The sequence below is a fragment of the Actinomycetospora sp. TBRC 11914 genome (assembly GCF_012933465.1).
Lineage (GTDB): Bacteria > Actinomycetota > Actinomycetes > Mycobacteriales > Pseudonocardiaceae > Actinomycetospora.
In genome coordinates, this window is sequence record NZ_JABBND010000005.1 from 105444 (window position 1) to 121897 (window position 16454).

12 protein-coding genes are annotated in these 16454 nt (G+C 71.1%); 5 read left to right on the forward strand and 7 right to left on the reverse strand.

Annotated elements, in window-relative coordinates; genetic code table 11:
* Position 1: 1 nt before the first annotated feature.
* The 3 genes from HH311_RS11245 to HH311_RS32595 all read right to left on the reverse strand — a co-directional run bounded on the left by HH311_RS11245 (position 2) and on the right by HH311_RS32595 (position 2706).
* A complete protein-coding gene (locus HH311_RS11245) occupies positions 2–850 on the reverse strand; it encodes a glycosyltransferase family 2 protein (RefSeq protein WP_312030081.1) in 849 nt (282 codons plus the stop codon).
* 225 nt (positions 851–1075) lie between these two features.
* Positions 1076–1756, reverse strand: a complete 681-nt coding sequence (locus tag HH311_RS11250) for a LuxR C-terminal-related transcriptional regulator (RefSeq protein WP_169183753.1) — start codon at positions 1754–1756, stop codon at positions 1076–1078.
* Positions 1753–2706: a sensor histidine kinase KdpD gene (locus tag HH311_RS32595; RefSeq protein ID WP_169183754.1), complete on the reverse strand. Its 954-nt coding sequence runs from the start codon at positions 2704–2706 to the stop codon at positions 1753–1755. The genes HH311_RS11250 and HH311_RS32595 overlap by 4 nt, the downstream gene beginning before the upstream one ends.
* A gap of 1251 nt (positions 2707–3957) precedes the next feature.
* On the opposite strand from HH311_RS32595, the gene HH311_RS11260 reads away from it, so the two are divergent.
* Positions 3958–4671, forward strand: a complete 714-nt coding sequence (locus HH311_RS11260) for an alpha/beta fold hydrolase (protein ID WP_248292441.1) — start codon at positions 3958–3960, stop codon at positions 4669–4671.
* Positions 4668–6266 (forward strand): ATP-binding protein, encoded by a 1599-nt coding sequence (locus HH311_RS11265; protein WP_169183755.1) that lies wholly within the window; start codon positions 4668–4670, stop codon positions 6264–6266. The genes HH311_RS11260 and HH311_RS11265 overlap by 4 nt, the downstream gene beginning before the upstream one ends.
* 59 nt (positions 6267–6325) lie before the next feature.
* On the opposite strand, the gene HH311_RS11270 is transcribed toward HH311_RS11265, so the two are convergent.
* The gene (locus HH311_RS11270; protein ID WP_169183756.1) at positions 6326–6973 is read right to left on the reverse strand and encodes a ferritin-like domain-containing protein; all 648 of its coding nucleotides are present in this window, start codon (positions 6971–6973) and stop codon (positions 6326–6328) included.
* Entirely contained in the window at positions 6970–7326 is a 357-nt protein-coding gene (locus HH311_RS11275; RefSeq protein ID WP_169183757.1) for a ferritin-like domain-containing protein, read from the reverse strand. Before HH311_RS11275 ends, HH311_RS11270 begins: the two co-directional genes overlap by 4 nt.
* A gap of 492 nt (positions 7327–7818) precedes the next feature.
* Between HH311_RS11275 and HH311_RS11280 the strand changes: the two genes are divergently transcribed.
* Complete coding sequence (locus tag HH311_RS11280; protein WP_169183758.1) at positions 7819–8040, forward strand: hypothetical protein; 222 nt, start codon at positions 7819–7821, stop codon at positions 8038–8040.
* Positions 8041–8589: 549 nt separating this feature from the next.
* Positions 8590–10110, forward strand: coding sequence for a GMC family oxidoreductase (locus tag HH311_RS11285; RefSeq protein WP_169183759.1), 1521 nt, complete (start codon positions 8590–8592; stop codon positions 10108–10110).
* Between the two features lie 38 nt (positions 10111–10148).
* Here the strand turns inward: HH311_RS11285 and HH311_RS11290 are convergent, their stop codons facing one another.
* On the reverse strand, positions 10149–11804 hold the full coding sequence (locus HH311_RS11290) for a polysaccharide deacetylase family protein (RefSeq protein ID WP_169183760.1): 1656 nt from the start codon (positions 11802–11804) through the stop codon (positions 10149–10151).
* A 339-nt stretch (positions 11805–12143) separates the two neighbouring features.
* On the opposite strand from HH311_RS11290, the gene HH311_RS11295 reads away from it, so the two are divergent.
* Positions 12144–12422, forward strand: a complete 279-nt coding sequence (locus tag HH311_RS11295; protein ID WP_211190125.1) for a chaplin family protein — start codon at positions 12144–12146, stop codon at positions 12420–12422.
* A gap of 434 nt (positions 12423–12856) precedes the next feature.
* On the opposite strand, the gene HH311_RS33225 is transcribed toward HH311_RS11295, so the two are convergent.
* Positions 12857–16423: a WD40 repeat domain-containing protein gene (locus HH311_RS33225; RefSeq protein WP_169183761.1), complete on the reverse strand. Its 3567-nt coding sequence runs from the start codon at positions 16421–16423 to the stop codon at positions 12857–12859.
* Positions 16424–16454: the final 31 nt, after the last annotated feature.

Genomic DNA, 16454 nt, shown 5'->3' on the forward strand with positions numbered 1-16454 from the left:
GTCAGGCCGCGGCGAGCACGCGGAGCCGGGTCCGCGGCGTGATGACCTCACGCCGGCGCGTGGCGGTCGACGTCCGACGGAGCGAGTCCACCGTGGGGCCGACAAGTTCGGGGACGGTGTCGGGCACCGCCACCGCCGGCAGGGCCGGGCGGCGCCAGGTCAGGCGCCAGCGCTCGACGAGGATCGTGTGGAGCACTCGGAGACCGTCGGATGTCGCGTTCAGGTTGCTCTCGCCGTGGATGCGGGTGCGCTCGACGCTGCCCACCTCGGTGATGTCGGCGGCGGCCGCGGCGACCCGGATGTTGATGAGGGTCTCGATCTCGAAGCCGTCGCCCCACACCATCCCGTCGGACGGGCTGAGCAGGTCGGGTAGGCCGAACACCGGGACCAGGCTGCTCCAGAACGCATTGTAGCCGTAGCAGAGATCGGTGTAGCGGACGCCGAAGAAGCGGTTGACCATGCCCGTCAGGACACGGTTGCCCAGCGCACGGACGACGGTGATGTCGTCGCTGTCGCCACCCTCGGCGAAGCGGGAGCCCTTGGCGTAGTCGGCACCGGCGACGAGGGCATCCAGGAATACGGGGATCTCGGCCGGATCGGCGGAACCGTCGGCGTCGAGCATCACGATGACGTCGCCGGTCGCCGCCGCGAACCCGCACGCCAGTGCGTTGCCCTTCCCCTTGCGGGTCTGCAGGATGATGCGGGCGTCCGGGCGGCACCGGCGGGCCACCTCGACGGTGTCGTCCACGGAGTTGCCGTCGACGATCACGACTTCGTAGTGACCGGGCACCTGGCCGAGGACGATCGGGAGGTTCGCGGCCTCGTTCCTCGTCGGGACGATGACCGACACGCTCGGAGTCGAGGGACGCATGGTCCGCGACGACGTCCAGGTCACGCTCGTGGTCTCGCCTTGTCCTCGCACGGAGTCTCACTTCCCCCAGATGAGCGCTCCCGCTCACTGAGCGTTGGAGCGTGTGCCGGTGAAAGCTTGAACGACGTACCTCTATCGGCTCATCCTCAACACTGAGGATATCCATTAGTCACTGAGAGTGCCTGGACGGTGTGAGTCGTTCACTCATAGAGATGATGATGCGTGCAGCAGTGCGACGGCTTCGAGCTGTGACCCGACACCGAGCTTCCCGAGGACGGCCCGGATCTGGCTGCGCACGGTCGTGAGCGAGACGACGAACTCCTCGGCGATGGCCGCGGCCCGGTAGCCCTCGGCCAGGCGTTCCAGCACCTGGCGCTCGCGATGGGTGAGTCGGTCCAGGACAGCGGCGCTCTGCGTCCTCCGCATCTGGGCCTGGCGGGCGACGCGGAGGAGATCGTCGCGCTCGGAGAGCTCCATGACGTCCTCGCCCGCCAGGAGCCGGCGGATCGAGGCCACGAAGGCGTCGGTCGACGAGGACTTGTCGACGATGCCCTCGGCTCCCGCCACGACGGCATCCGCCAGTGCCTCTCGGGTGGCGCTGCCGCTCATCGCCAGGACGCGCCACCCGGAACCGCGGAGGGACGGGATGATCTCGTGGCCGTGCAGCGTCCCCTGCCCCGGGTGCGACCCGAGGTTGAGATCGACGACGGCGACACCGCCGGACGTCGGCCCCGCGTCGGCGACGATCTCCTCACGATGCCGGACGGGCAACCTCCGGGCGTCCAGACCGGCGCGCTGCAGGACCAGGACCAGCGAGACACTGAGCAGATCGTGATCGTCGATGACGATGACAGGGCCCTGCCGGGGGCGGGGTTCCGCGGTCATCCGACCGCCGGCAGGTCGACCACGACGGTGTAGCCGGGCCGCGCGCCACTCGAGATCGTCTCGAGGCGGGCACCCTCCTGTTCGAGCAGCCGCCGTGAGACCGCGAGCCCGATGCCCTTTCCGAGCGCAGGCGGTACGGGTGGGCTCGGCACGCGATCGGACCGGCCGTCGTCCGCGACCTCGATAACCACCCGTTCCTCGCGCCTGCGAGCCGTGATGCGGATGGCGGAGCCTGCTGCGTGCCGCGTGCAGTTGGCCAGGGCATTGGCCATGACGAGTGCGATGGTGCTCTCCGAGGTCCGCACTGTCAGTGCATCCGCGACGTCGAGCGAGACCTCCGCACCCTGCGCGTGCCCCAGTACGGCTCGCCGCACGACCGGACCGACCTCCACCGCCCGGTTCGGGCCGGGCCGGAGTCCGCAGTCGAGGAGTCGTTCCATCCGGGACAGCTCGGACTCCGCCGCGTCGGAGATCGCGCCGATGTCGTGCGCTGGTGCCGTCGGCGTGTCGGCGAGCAGCGGCATGAGCAGGCTGAGGCCACTGATCGAGTTGCGCAGTTCGTGGTCGCGCTCGGCCTGCGTCCGCCGGCTCCGCCGCGCCCGCGCGAGCTCGGCCAGCAGCTCACGCTCACGCTCCCGGCGGCGTCGGTGACCCTCGTGGAACAGCCCGACGAGGCCTGCGAGGACCGCCGCCAACCCGATGACGCGTCCGGTCTCGAAACCGGCGATCCCGACGGAGTCGTCCCAGGGTGGGACGCGGTGCAGCAGGTAGGCGGCGGCCAGCGCGGCCAGACCGAGACCCACGCGCCAGAGCCCCGGCGATCGCGCGTGTCGCCCCGCCACCAGCAACACCACCGCCACCGAGCCCACCACGACGGCCACCAGGGTGGGCGGGACGACCGCCGAGAGAACACCGAAGCCGCCCAGCAGCCGCGCGACCACCGCGGCCACCAGGACGGTCACCGTGGCGAAGACCCCGAGGACGGCCAACCGACGGCGTCGCGCCAACGGCGCGACGGCCTGGCGTCGATAGGTGGCCGCGTAGGCCACCAGTCCGCTCAAGCCGATCACGACGCCGACCGCGTGGACCCCGACGAGGATCTCGCGAAAGGGGGAGGGCCCGAGGCTGGCGGCCGTCGCGACGAGCACGACGAGTCCGTACGCGCCCAGGGCGGTCGCCAGCCAGAGAGTCCGGAACTGGGCGAACGTCGCCGACAGCGCCGCCGCGAGGACAGCGCCAGCGATGGCGAGCACGGCGGCGAGGAAGGCGGCCACCATCGGGCCGAGATCCGCCGAGGTGAGCGGCCGCACCGTCCCCCCGGCCGCGAGTGCTCCGACGACGAAAATCGCGACGAGACCGACGGCGTCCCAAGTCGCACGCCGCCAGAAGCTGTCGCCTCCGACCAACTCCCATTCCGCTACTGGTGCGGCCACTGTTCCCCCTCAATGGCTGACACAGGAAGCCTACGGTATCCCACGGGGCAATCCCTCGTTGCGGGGTAAATTGCGCGAGAACTCCCGCCTCGGACACGCTGCGTGAGCGTGGGATCGCGTAGAGAAGTTGTGCATCGCAACTGTTTGTTCCTCCGGCGGCCGCAACCCCTTGCCGATGATGGAGATCTCGCTGTTTGCGCAGCTCACAGCCTCGCGGACGCTGAGGCTGGCCGCTTTCGTGGCGAGAACGACGACGGAGCAGGAGGTGGCGGTAGTTACACTCGGCGTCGATCACGTGCGCGTCCACCAGTTACACCGGAATCTCGGTGGCACGTCGCCGGAATAACGCTCGTTCCGTGGACAGAACGGTCGCCTGATGACCATGGTATCCGATCTTGTCGGCGGATTGCTCGCGCACACATACTGCGACCCAAAATGGAAGTCAAGGAGAGGGAGCGCTGACCATCGGGCACCGTCGAGCGATTCACCCCGTCCGCCCGCGCAGGGTCGGCGCCGGCCGGCGCGACGGCCTGCTCAGCGGATCCGCGGTGGAGGCGACGTCCGTGGCGCGTCCCGCAGGAGGCCTCGTCGGCGAGGAGTTCCGCGCTGTGAGGGGAACGGCTCCGAGGGGTCGTCAGTACCCGGACCGAATGGCACACTCCGGCCGTGGATGTCCGCACCAGGAACCGGGTCACCGTGACCGGTCCACCCGGCGCCCGACCCATGGTCTTCGCGCACGGTTTCGGTTGTGACCAGAATATGTGGCGGATGGTCGCGCCGACCTTCGCCGACGATCACCAGGTGGTGCTGTTCGACTTCGTCGGCGCCGGCGGTTCCGACCTGACGGCGTGGAACCCCGAGCGCTACGCCTCGCTCCACGGCTACGCACGGGACATCCTGGAGATCGTCGAGGAGCTCGACCTGACCGACGTCGTGATCGTCGGCCACTCCGTCGGGGCGATCATCGCGCTGCTCGCCGTGGCGCAGGCCCCAGAACGCTTCTCGGGTCTCGTGCTCGTCAGCCCCTCACCGCGCTTCCTGGACGACCCGCCCTACCGCGGGGGCTTCACCGAGCAGGACATCGAGGAGCTGCTCGAGGCCCTCGACAGCAACTACCTGGGCTGGTCGGCCACCGTCGCCCCGATGATCATGGGGAACCCGGAGCGTCCGGACCTCGCCGCCGAGCTGACGAACAGCTTCTGCCGCACCGACCCCGACATCGCCCGCCACTTCGCCCGGGTCACCTTCACCTCCGACAACCGCGCCGACCTGGGACGGGTCGACGTGCCCACGCTGGTCCTGCAGGTCCGGCACGACGCGCTCGCGCCCGTCGAGGTGGGGACCTTCGTCCACGAGGCCGTGCGGGACAGCCGGTTGACGGTGCTCGAGACGTCCGGGCACTGCCCGCACCTGAGCGCTCCCGACGACGTCGTGGCCGCGATCCGCGAGTTCCTGGCCGCCGCCGTCCCGTCGAGGTCGTGAGCACCCCCGACCGCGCGTCGTCGCGCTGCCGCGCGCTGGCCCTCGAGGAGACCGCGGAGGACCTCTACGAGCACGCACCCTGCGGCTACCTCTCGACGCTGCCCGACGGCGAGATCGTCAGGATCAACACGACGTTGCTGGGGTGGCTCGGGCTGGACCATGACGACGTCGTCGGCCGGCGGCGGTTCGAGGACCTGCTCTCGGTCGGCGGTCGCATCTACCACGAGACGCACTTCTGGCCGCTGCTGCGCATGCAGGGTGAGGTCCGCTCGGTCGCACTCGACCTGGTCTCCGCGAGCGGGACGAGGCTGCCCGTGCTCGTCAACGCGGTGCTCAAGACCGGGGCGGACGGCGAGCCGTTGCTGGTGCGGATGGCCGTGGTCGACGCCCACGACCGCCGCGCGTACGAACGGGAGCTGCTGCGGGCGCGGCGCGCGGCCGACGAGCAGACCCGGCTGCGGCAACGGTGGGTCGAGGCGTCCGGGGAGATCACGACGGCGCTGCTCGCCGGGGCGGGTCCCGGGGAGGCGCTGGCGCTGGTCGCCCAGCGCGCCGCCGAGCTCATCGGTGCCTCAGGGGCCCTCATCACCACCCCGGTCACCGTGGTCGCCGCCGGCGAGGCGCCACCGGCGCGGGTGATGGTCGCGGTCGGGCTCGAGGACCGCTACCCGGCCGGGACCCAGCTGCCGGTGGGCGGCACCGTGCTCGGCGCCCTCGCCCGTACCGGCGCCCCGCAGGCGGTGGCCGACCTGGTGCTGGCGCCCGGGCATCCCGGGGAGGGTCCGGGATTCGCGGTCCCGATGGGCAGCGGTGAGGAGGCCAGCGGGGTGCTCGTGGTGAGCGGCGTCGACGATGGCGTGGACTCCCTCCCCGACGGGCTATCGATCATTGCCTCCTTCGCCGACCAGGCCGCCCTGGTGCTGCGCTACGCCGAGTCGCAGCGGGCGCTGCGCGAGCTCGACGTCGTCGCCGACCGCGAACGGATCGCGGCCGATCTGCACGACCACGTGCTGCAGCGGCTGTTCGCGCTGGGCCTGGGCCTGCAGGCCGCGCACACACGACTCCCGGCCACCGACGCCGCGCGTCGCGTGGACGAGGCAGTGGACCAGATCGACGGGATAATCCGCGACATCCGCACCGCCATCTTCGACCTGCACACGGTGCGAGGCGGCGGGGAGCTCGCCGCGCGCGTCCGCGCCGCCGCGACCGGCATGGCCGCCGACACCGACGTCGAGCCGGTGGTGCGGGTGTCGGGCGAGGTGGAGGCCGTGCCGGAGGAGCTGGTGGTGGCGGCCGAGGCGGTCGTGCGCGAGGGCGTCAGCAACGCCCTGCGTCACGCGACGCCCTCCCAGATCACGGTGACCGTCTCGACCGACGGCGCGCTGACCGTCGAGATCGTCGACGACGGCATCGGCATCCCGGAGACGGTCGCCCGGAGCGGCCTGTCCAACCTCGCGGCCCGGGCCCGCGCCGCCGGTGGTGACCTCCGGGTGGGCCGCCGGCCGGTGGGCGCCGGGACGCGGTTGACGTGGTGGGTGCCGCTCGACCTCTGCGGACACGGCGAGGAGCCGGACGGTGCCCGCGCCCCGTCCTGAGACCGGCGTGCGTTTCCGGTCACGGGCCGGACTTCTCTCCGTTCTCGACGCCGCGCTGCTCAGGTGGCCAGTTTGAAGTCGGGGCCGAGGTTGCCCGGCCCATCCGTGCGGGGCGTCGTCATGAGGGTGACTGCCAGGCTCTCGAGCCCGAACATCGCACCGACCGCCGCGGACGAGGGCTTCTGGCCGTTGACCGGTTGATCGCCGGTCTCCCAGGCCTGCTGGAGGTCGCCGAGCACCTCGGTGTAGGCCTTGTCGAAGTCCGCGGACTCCGGATAGCCGGCCGCGGGCACCTCGGCCATCGGGAGGACCTGCGGGAACGGCAGCTCCGCCCCCGTGAACTCGAACACCCCGTCGGCGTTCGCCACCAACCGCCGTCCATAGAAGATCTCGGCGAACTGGTAGTAGTGCGCGAGGTCGTCGCCGGGCGTGTTCGGGTCTCCGACCGGTGAGGTCGTGCTGCCCTCGCCCTGTTCCTTGATCCGCGCGATCGCGGCCGCGGCGTCGTCGGCGTCCGTGATCGTCGACGCCGCTCCCGTCCCGCCGCCGATCGCGATCTGTCGATCACCGGTGATCGCGGACGACGGCAGCGCCGCGTACGCATGCGCGATCGCCGAGTAGAGCGCACCGATCGTCGGGAACGCGGAGCCCTCGGCGAACAGGACGGGGCCGCTCTGGGGCAGCTCGATCTCCATGAAGAGTTTCACACGAGGTCCTTGGTCAGCCCCGACAGCGGGATCGTCAGGCCCGGGTGCACCCCGCCGGGCAACGGTCCCGGGTACTGGGGAACCGCGGCCGCGGTGTTGATCTGCGGTGTTCCGCCGATGGCGGTCAGCAGGTTGCAGGCCGTCGCCATGTGCCCCATCTCCTCCACGGCGATGCTCTTGATCAGTGCCCGGACCGGGTCGGTCCCGTTCGGGTCGTCGACCGACCACATGGCGCACAGATAGGGCGGGATCGTGGCGAGCTCGAGCTCGACAGCGGCCTGCAGAGCCGTGTGGAGCCAGTCCACGTCGCGATCGGTGTCGTCGACGCGCATCAGGTCGAGGATGGTCGTCATCGTGGGCCTTCCGGGGCCGGGTGGTGGAATGAGCGGGCGTTCGCCATTCGGTCGTTCTGTCCTCGAGGAACGTATGGGGAACACGGTGTCGGACTCGACAGCCGACCGATCGAACCGCGCTACGCAGTTCTCCTACTTGTCACGCGGCCTGATGTCGTGGGTTCCCGACCACGCTGCTCCGAGTGGTGGTGTGCCGCGTCCGGCGGGCTGGTTAGCGTCGCCAACTCCGAGCGTGACCGACCGGGGTCCGTCGGCGGGGTGAGCAGGGGGACGAGAGACAGTGGTCGAGGACGAGACGGTCCATCCGCAGCCGCACAGGGGTGTCCGGGGCGGAGCGCTCCACGTCGTGCACCGCCCGCCACGGGGGACCTCGTTGGTGACGGGCGCGCTGATCGTCGGGGCCGTCGTCGGGGGACGTGCGGGCTACCGCGTCGGCAACGCGATCTCGCTTCACCACGAGGGGCAGTCCCGCTCACGCTGACGCATTTCGGCGTGGCGCATCAGGCATTCCGGTGGGAGAAGCGGGGTACTTGGGGCGCCATGGTCAAGGTCATCACCCACGAGCTCCCCGACGGCGAGTCGTTCGAGCCGGCGAATGCCATCTGGATCGCCAACTCCGGAGCCCTCGAGGTCCACGACAAGCACGACGAGGACGACCGGATCGTCGCGGCGTTCGCACCAGGTCAGTGGGTGAAGGCGACGGTCGACCAGTAGGCAGGCGATCCCGTCGGGCTGACGGTCGCGCGGTCGGTGAGCCCACAGCGTCTCGTCGCGGTACGCCCGCCCCCGGCCGCGGGGGGTGCTGGCCGGGGGCGGGCGCCCGACGCTCGGGCCGCGAGATACCAGGCGTGCACCTCGTACGCCGTCGTGGCGGTCTCGGCCGCAGCCACCGCCGGCCGGTGGCTGGAGCAGACCTACGGCGCTGCCATGAGCACGGCGATGCCGCGTGGGTTCCCGGTTCCGAGCACGGAGCCCGCTCGGGGGACAGGGTCTTCTCCTCCGGCCCTGCCGAGGCCGACCGGGACGCCGCACCATCTTTCGTACAGCCTTCTCGTTCCCCGGCCAACAGCCCGACGGGCCGAAGGACGGCCGGATCGATTCGGCTCTTCAGTGGTCCGCCGCGGGCCGATGTCAGGCCCGCTCACCGCAGCAGCCACCGGACGAACGCTGCACGTCCGATGACGACGTCCGACTCTCGCTGACGGCCTGCACCTGGGAGTACAACCGACCCGAACGCCGGTCGTGTTCGGTGCGGGGCAGCTGATGGACGTCGTCGTGGTGGGTGCGGGCACCGCGGGTTGCGTCGTGGCCGCCCGCCTCAGCGCTGCCGCCCGTCACCACGTGACCCTGGTCGAGGCGGGCCCCGACCACCCCACTCCCGCCGAGCTGCCGGTCGACGTCGTCGACGCGTCCCGTCCGACCGTGGACCACGACTGGGGATTCACGGCCGAGGGCGACGACGGCCGCCCGGGGACAGCCCTCCCGCGGGCCAGATTGGTCGGTGGGTGCTCGGCCACCAACGCCGTGTTCTTCCTGCGGGGATGGCCCGCTGACTACGACGCATGGGCCGCCGCCGGCAACCCGGGCTGGAGCTATCACGACGTGCTCCCGATCCTGCGTGGGATCGAGGCCGACGCGGACTTCGGAGGGCCCGAGCACGGCGGCGACGGACCCGTTCCCGTGTCCCGGATCGCCATCGAGGACCTCCCGCCGTGGCCGCGAGACTTCCACGAGGCCGCCGTCGCCTGCGGTCACCGGGCGGTGACCGATCACAACGCGCCGGGCACGGTCGGAATGGGTCCGCTGCCGCGCAACGTCCGCGGCGGGACCCGCATGAGCACCGCGCTCACCCATCTCGCGCCCGCGCGCGGTCGTCTCGACGTGCGAGCCGACACCACGGTGGACCGGATCGTGCACCGGGGCGGACAGGTACGCGGAGTGCGACTCCTCGAGGGGGACGAGGTGGCCGCCGACGTCGTCGTGCTCTGCGCGGGCACCTACGGGACACCGAGCGTGCTGCTGCGCAGCGGCATCGGGCCGCGCGCCGATCTCGAAGAGCTCGGGTTGCGCTGCGCGGTCGCGCTGCCCGGGGTGGGCGCGAACCTGGTCGACCACCCTCTCGTCGCGCTCGACCTGCCGGCGACCCCCGGCCAGACCGGGCCCGCGTTCCCCGTCCTGCTCTCCCTGCGCTCGACAGCTGCCTCGGCGGAGACCCCACCCGACCTGCACCTCTTCCCCGCCGGCCCGTTCGACGATCCCGGCAGCCGGAGCGGAGCGACGTTCGCGATCCTCACCGGGCTGCTCGCACCCCGGTCCCGCGGCCGGGTCCGGCTCCGGTCGACGGATCCCGAGGACCCGCCCCGCATCGACCCGGCACACCTGCGCGAGCCCGAGGACCTCGTCAGGATGCTCGCCGGTCTGCGGGAGGCGCGCCGCATCGCATCCACCCCGCCCCTCGCCGACCGCTTGCCGGGCCCGGAGATCCACCCCGGACCGGCCGTCGACGACGACGACGCGCTCGCCGGGTGGCTCCGCCGGAACGTCGGCTCCTACCACCACCCGGTCGGGACCTGCGCGATGGGCCGCGACCCCGCCTCCGGCGCGGTCGTCGACCGACATGGCGCCGTCCACGGGCTCGAGAACCTGTACGTGGCCGACGCGTCCGTCATGCCGACGATCCCCTCGGCCAACACCAACCTGACCACCGTCGTCATCGCCGAACGCCTCGCCGGCCATCTGGTCGACCACCTCGAGGAGGATCTCCCCGGACGATCCGCTCCGTGAGGCGGCCCTGCCGGGCCTGGCCGACGGTGGGGCCGGGGCTAGCGCAACGCTCGCTCCTTCAGGTCGATGCGCGAAACGTGGTTCGAGCCCGTCGGGTCCGCGCCCTCCCTCGGGGCGGGGACGTCGACGGTACTGGGCGGACCCCACCCGTGTCCGGGGTCCGTGGGCTCACCTCGGCGCCGCCGCCGACGGGGGCGGAGCAGCCAGATGATCGACCCGATCAGCAGGACCACGAGGCCCGTCCCGCCGACCTGGAGCACCTGTCGCAGGTCCGGCAAGGTCCGGAGCGGAGCGGGCGGTGGCGGAGGTACGACCGGGCCGACGTGGTAGTCCGTGGTCGACAGCGTGCCCACGCCACCGATGATCAGCCCGGCCGCGACGCCGGTGGTGTCCGGGGGTGTCGGAGGCGTGGTCCAGGACGCCCGCCGCCAGGTGTCCGAGGGGTCCAACCAGGGGCTCGAGGTCCAGTACGTCCAGGCCCCTGACCCGTCGCGCACGTAGACCGCGAACTGTGTGGGCACCGTCGAGCGGTACGAGGCGCCCGCGTCGACCACCAGCCCCGGCTGCGTCCACGCGGTGCACTGACCGAGGTCGAGGCGGGGCAGCAACACCGCATCCCCGTCGGTCCACGATGTCATCGTGATCGTCTCGGCGGCCGACTGGCCGGCGGCCGGGGGATCGCGACGGTAGGTCGCGGTGTTCGTTCCGTACCCTCCCGCCTGCCAGCAGTCGGGAGTCGTGGCGTTGCCCGCGGTCAGGGTCGGGTTGGCGACGTCGGGCCGCGTCGAGGGCGGGGCGGAGTGGATCGGCCCGTCGGGGTCGGCCACCACCTGCCCGACCGTGCGCACGACGAGACGACCCTGCTGCTGCTGGCCCACCAGCCACGCGGCGAACCGGTCGAGCAGCGCCGGCGTGCTCGAGAGGTCACCGCCGTTGCACCCGACGCTGCACGACTCGTGGTGGAAGATGAACGGCACCCAGCCGCCGCCGGTGCTCTGGGCCTCGACGACGGACTGCTCGAGGTCGGCCAGCGTCGTGGAGTCCGTGACCTGCGCGGCCGTGCGCACGGCGTACGGGTCGGCCGGCGGGACGCTCTCAGCGGTGCGACAGTTCGGGCAGCCGGGGCCGGCGACGCCGAGCCCTCCCGCGGCGCGGGCGCTGGCGTAGCCGCAGTCGCGGACGGCGGCCTCGACCGCCGGGTCGAACACGCCGTAGGGGTAGGCGAACGAGACGGGGTGGTAGCCCCACTGGGCGAGCGTCGCCCGGCCGTCGCAGATCTGACGTGCCACCTCGGCCGGATCGTCGCCGGTCAGCTGGGGGTGCAGGACGGTGTGTCCGCCGATCTCGTCGCCGGCGCCGGCGATCCGGGCGAGGCCTTCTCGGGTCAGATAGCCGGGCTGGCCGATCGCCCCGGTGACGATGTAGAAGGTGCCGTGCAGACCGTGGGCCTCGAGGGTGTCCAGTAGTCCCAGTTGGTCGGCGTTGCCGTCGTCGAAGGTCAGCGACACCACGGTGGGCGCCGCGGCGGCACCCTGCGCCGGGGCTCCCTGCGCCGATGCGACCCCGACGGGCGCCGCCACCGCCGTGCCCGTCAGGGCAGGCAACACCGTGAGCACGGCGGCGAGCGCCGCGAGCAGGACGCGACGCGTCCATCGCAGGGCTCGGAGGCGTCCGTTCGTCTCGAGGCTCGTCATCGAGCCACCTCGGCACCGCCATGTGATCGGGCCCCGCATCCGGTGGTCGAAGAGCCGGTGGGGCAGCGTCACGAGGTCATCGTCCTCGACCGCTCGGCCGACGACCCCATGCATTTGCGTGATGGCTGGTGGGGCGTCTGGCGACGTCCATCGGTGGAGCCGCCCGAGTCGCGCCGACTCGGTCACCCGTACCGGTTCGGCCTGTCGCTTCCACGAAGAACATCCACCATTCGGGTCTACAGCCTCCGCACCGGCGCTGCCGGACGCCTCGTTGTCTGCTGCACATGGGCTACGTCGCTGCGCTCCACGACGTCGCCGTCGACGACAGAGGGAGAAGAAATGACTGTGCGTCGCACCGTCCTCGGGGTCATGGCCGGCTCCGCGCTGATCGGGATGCCGCTGGTGACCGTCGGGGTCGCCTCCGCGAACCCGGCGCCGAGCCACGGACACTCGGCGCCGTCGAAGAACTGCGACACCACCGGTTCGGCGAGCAACAGCCCGGGTGTCGCGAGCGGCAACGTCGTCCAGGTGCCGGTGCTCAACTGCAGCGACGTCTTCGGCTCGCCCTCCGCGGCGGTCACGGGTCCGTTCATCACCGCGCCCGCGGGTACGCCGTAGCTCGCGACGAGAGCGTCAGCAACGCCGGCCTCGCGGCCCGGGCCCGCGCCGCCCGCGGCGACCTCCGGGTGGGCCGCCCGGTGGGCGCCGGGACCCGGTTGACGTGGTGGGTGCCCCTCGGCCTCTACGGACACGGCGAGGAGCCGGACGGCCGCCCGTGCCCCGTCCTGAGACCGGCGTCCCTTCATCCAACCGATCTCTGAGCAGGAGGCCTCCCGGACGACTGGACACACGCCCGAGGGGGCCGCGCTCGTGATCCCCCGAGGCGACTTCCTGGTGGGCGGGGGCGCGTACGCGCGCGAGGGCTCGACCTTCTCACCCGAGGACGACTCGCCTGCGGAACGTGCACACGAGCCATCTCGAGCGGCCCCCGCGGCCCCTGCTGATCGCCGTCCATGACGACCCCGACTCCGGGCGGATGTCGAGAACGGGACTCAATGATGCGGCTGGCCCACGATCTGCTCCAGGGTGGCTCGCGGATCGCGGCAGGCGTCGCAGGGCGATGAGACCGCCCTCCGATCCACCCCCGTCGAGATCAAGCGGGAACCGTCAGGAGCAGTGAAATCAACGGCGTTGACGCTGCCCGCGTGCTCGTGATCCTGCGTCACGAGGGAGCCGGTAGAGGTGTCCCAGACCTGGATGGTGCCGTTGAGACTCCCGACCGCCGCGAGACGGCCGTTGTCCTTGTCATCGAAGGAGACGGAGTAGAGCTGGTCCTGGCCGGCCTCGATGATCTGGACGTGGGTCGGGTCCGGGTCGGACGGGCTCCAGATCCGTAGGTCTCCGTCGCTCGAGGTGGCGGCGACCCTGCCACCCGCCGGGTCGAACGAGACCGACGTGATCACGCTCGGAACGGTCAGCACCCGGGGATGGCTGGTGTCGAACTGACCGCTCGCGTCACGCCGCCACACCGTGATCCCGTCGAAGCTCCCACCCACGACCTGGTTACCGGTTCGGTCGAAGGCTACCGACATGAATCGGGTGAAGTTGGACGTGCCGTTCGGGTGCGGGAGTTCGAGAGACGCCATCAGCGCGCCGGTGGCATCCCAGCGGTGCAGATAGCCGTAGTTGTCAGCGGCGACGACCTCCCCGTTCGAAGCCACGGCCAGATCGTTGATCCGGACACCACCGGCCTTGATAGACGTGAAGGGCGTCCCGGCGACCAACGTGTCCCCGCGACGGGTCCACAGCGTCGGCGCCAGCGTGTAGTTGTCGACCGTGACGACCTTGTCGTCGTGGCCTGGCACGAAGCGCACCATCGGCTCCACCCCCAAGGGGTAGCTGACCCTCGCAACAGGCTTGTCGAGGGCTGCGCTCCCGCTGAGGACGAGCTCGTCCGGGGACAGGGTGGCGACTGTCGACCGGTCGTCGCTGACATCAAGGCCGGTGATGTCCTGGTCGTGGGTCAGGACCTGGGTCGGTGGCAGCTCCCATCGCCGCACCGTCCCGTCGGATCCCCACGAGGACAACGCATGCGAGCCCGTGTCCCACGCGACCTGCCAGACAGCGCCCTCGTGCCCCTGCAAGGTGTAGATGGGCTGCCTGCTCACCCCGCCGGCGGGGTACTGGGACCAGACGAAGACCTTCCCGTCCGCTCCCCCGGTCGCCAGCCACCTGCCGTCGGGGCTGGAAACCGCGGTGAACACGGCGACGGCTTGATCGGGTATGGAAGCCTGGAAGGCCCCGCTGCCGAGGTCGTAGGTCCGGCTCGTCTCGTCGACCGCCAACGTGATGCGATTGCGTTCCGCGTCGACCGACACTGCGTTCAGCTCGCTGCGGAACTCGCTCAGCGGGTGCTGGACCGGTTGGGCCTGGGACCGCCAGTCCCAGGTGACGATGTAGTCGGACTTGGACCCGAGTGTCACGAGCACGACCCCGTTCCGATACGGCTGGAACGCTCCGGCGGCCGCCGTCGCCGGCTCCTCAGGTGATGGGTCCTGGCTCTGGGCGAGCAGCGCGCCGGTCGTCGTGTCCCAGGCTCGCAGGCGGTGGTCGGCGCCCACGGTGACGACGCTCCGCCCGTCGTCACTGGGCGTGCTCAGGATCACCCCGTGCTCGAGGACGCGAGGCGCCCCCGGGGCACCGACCGAAACGACGGCCACGTCGTGGCTGGGCTCGACCGCCAACAGGACGGGTGCCGGGGACGGGGCCAGGAAGTCGAGCAGGGTTCCCGGTGGCAGACCGTTCACCTCGACGGGGGGGAAGCGGTCGGCGATGCTCGCGACGAGAGCGTGCCCGTTCTCGTCGACGGCGGCCAGACGATCACCGTCGCGGGGGTCGACGTAGAGAAAGATGAATCCTGCTAGTCCGGGGAGCCGTCGACTGGCGACACGGTTGCCATCTTTGTCTACGACGGTCAGTTGGCCGACGGGGTCGATGCTGACGACGCGTCCGTCACGCGTCTGGACCACGGCCTGGGCCCGCGATTCGGGCGTGCCAGCGACCACCTTCCCGCGGATCGCCGACCATGCCCGCATCACGGCGGACGTCGTCTCGGGAGTCTCGCTGAGGTTGTAGACGTTGAGAGCCGGGTCCAGGCTGCTCGCCGGGGAGATCGCGGACGCCGTCGCGTACCGCTCGAGGGCCTGGCTGCTCTGCGTCACCCGATGGACGAGATAACCGGAACCGGCGAGGACGAGCACGAGGACCAGTGCGGCGAGGGCAGCGACGACGAGGCGCGCGCGCCTGAGGCGTCGACGGACGTCCTCCGCAGCATCCTTCTCGGCCTGCAATGCTCGGTCGTTCGCCTGCTGTTTCATCTCCGCAAGGTGGCGCCTGCGCCAGTCGAGGATGGCCCCGCCGAGGACGTCGTGGAAGATTTCGTAGGTCGTCGGCCCGGAGTTCGGGTTGGGCATGGGCAGGGGACGCAGGATCCGGCGCGCGCCGGAGCTGAGGTCTTCCAAGACGTCGAGGACCCGCTCCGGGTCCGCGTCGGTCAGGTCGGCGAGGTCGGTGACGCCGAGGGCCACCTTCGACCCCCGGCTGGTGACCAGGTGACGGAGGACGAGGGCGGCAAGGTCGCGCTCCTCGGGCCCGAGTTCCCCCATGACCGTGTCGAGATGGGTCTGGACGATCGTCTGTGCTCCGCCAAGGGCGTCCAGGCTGGCCACCCGGAGGACGGCCGAGTGCTGGGCCCTTTCCTCCTCCCAGAGGCGCACCAGGACCAGTTGGAGGAAGGGCGTCTCGATGTCGTGCCGGTCCGCGACTGCGGCAGGCATCTCGGCGGGATCGGTGGTGTCGCTGTCGGCGCCGATGGTGAGCCGTCCGACCTGGACCTGGTCGAGCAGGCGCTCGACGAGCCCGGGCTCCAACGTCATGTGGTCGTCGGAGGCCGAGAGCGCATTGTAGCGCGCCAGTGGCCCCTCGATCGCCTCTCGTGACTCGCGACGCCCCAGGTGAGCCAACCGCAAGTAGTTGTCGAAAAGGCGGGGAACGGCACCTTTGAGGTGATCGAGCTGCGCGAGGGCGTCCTCCCGAATGGCCAGGAGGATGTTGACGCGCAGGTCGCGATTTCGGACGATGTCGCCGATCAGCGTCGGCAGTCTGTCCCCGCTCTGCGGGGGGTGATAGTGCAGGTACTCCTCGTACTGGTCGAGTATCAGGTAGAGCGTCTCGGCACGGGTCGCATCGAGGACCTGGGCAAGCCAGGCGGTGTCGGGCGTGAGAGGCGCTCGCAACCGCTCTCGGACCTCCACATCCAGGGGATGCTCGTCCAGGACGCGGCCCACGCCCCGGACGAGGGCCTCGATTCCGTCGCCGCTCCACTGGCTGAGGTACACGACGAGCGATCCGGAGGCATGTACGTCTTCGTCGTCGTCCACCTCGAGATCCCGCAGGTGGGGCACGAGGCCGGCCCGCAGTAGCGATGTCTTGCCGACCCCGCTCGGGGCATACAGCAGAGTGAGTCGTTTGGTGGCGAGGTTAGCGGCGAGGAGTTGCACCTCACGGCGGCGTCCGAAGAACAGCATGGTGTCGTCCTCGGTGAACGGGACGAGACCCACGTACGGACAGTCGGGGCTCCGGACGCCGCGT

What these genes read in the sequence shown, in the direction of transcription:
- HH311_RS11250 (WP_169183753.1), bottom strand. Translation starts at nt 1,756, where the DNA reads ATGACCGCGGAACCCCGCCCCCGGCAGGGCCCTGTCATCGTCATCGAC.
- HH311_RS11295 (WP_211190125.1), top strand. Translation starts at nt 12,144, where the DNA reads ATGACTGTGCGTCGCACCGTCCTCGGGGTCATGGCCGGCTCCGCGCTG.
- HH311_RS11260 (WP_248292441.1), top strand. Translation starts at nt 3,958, where the DNA reads ATGGTCGCGCCGACCTTCGCCGACGATCACCAGGTGGTGCTGTTCGAC.
- HH311_RS11290 (WP_169183760.1), bottom strand. Translation starts at nt 11,804, where the DNA reads ATGACGAGCCTCGAGACGAACGGACGCCTCCGAGCCCTGCGATGGACG.
- HH311_RS11285 (WP_169183759.1), top strand. Translation starts at nt 8,590, where the DNA reads ATGGACGTCGTCGTGGTGGGTGCGGGCACCGCGGGTTGCGTCGTGGCC.
- HH311_RS11275 (WP_169183757.1), bottom strand. Translation starts at nt 7,326, where the DNA reads ATGACGACCATCCTCGACCTGATGCGCGTCGACGACACCGATCGCGAC.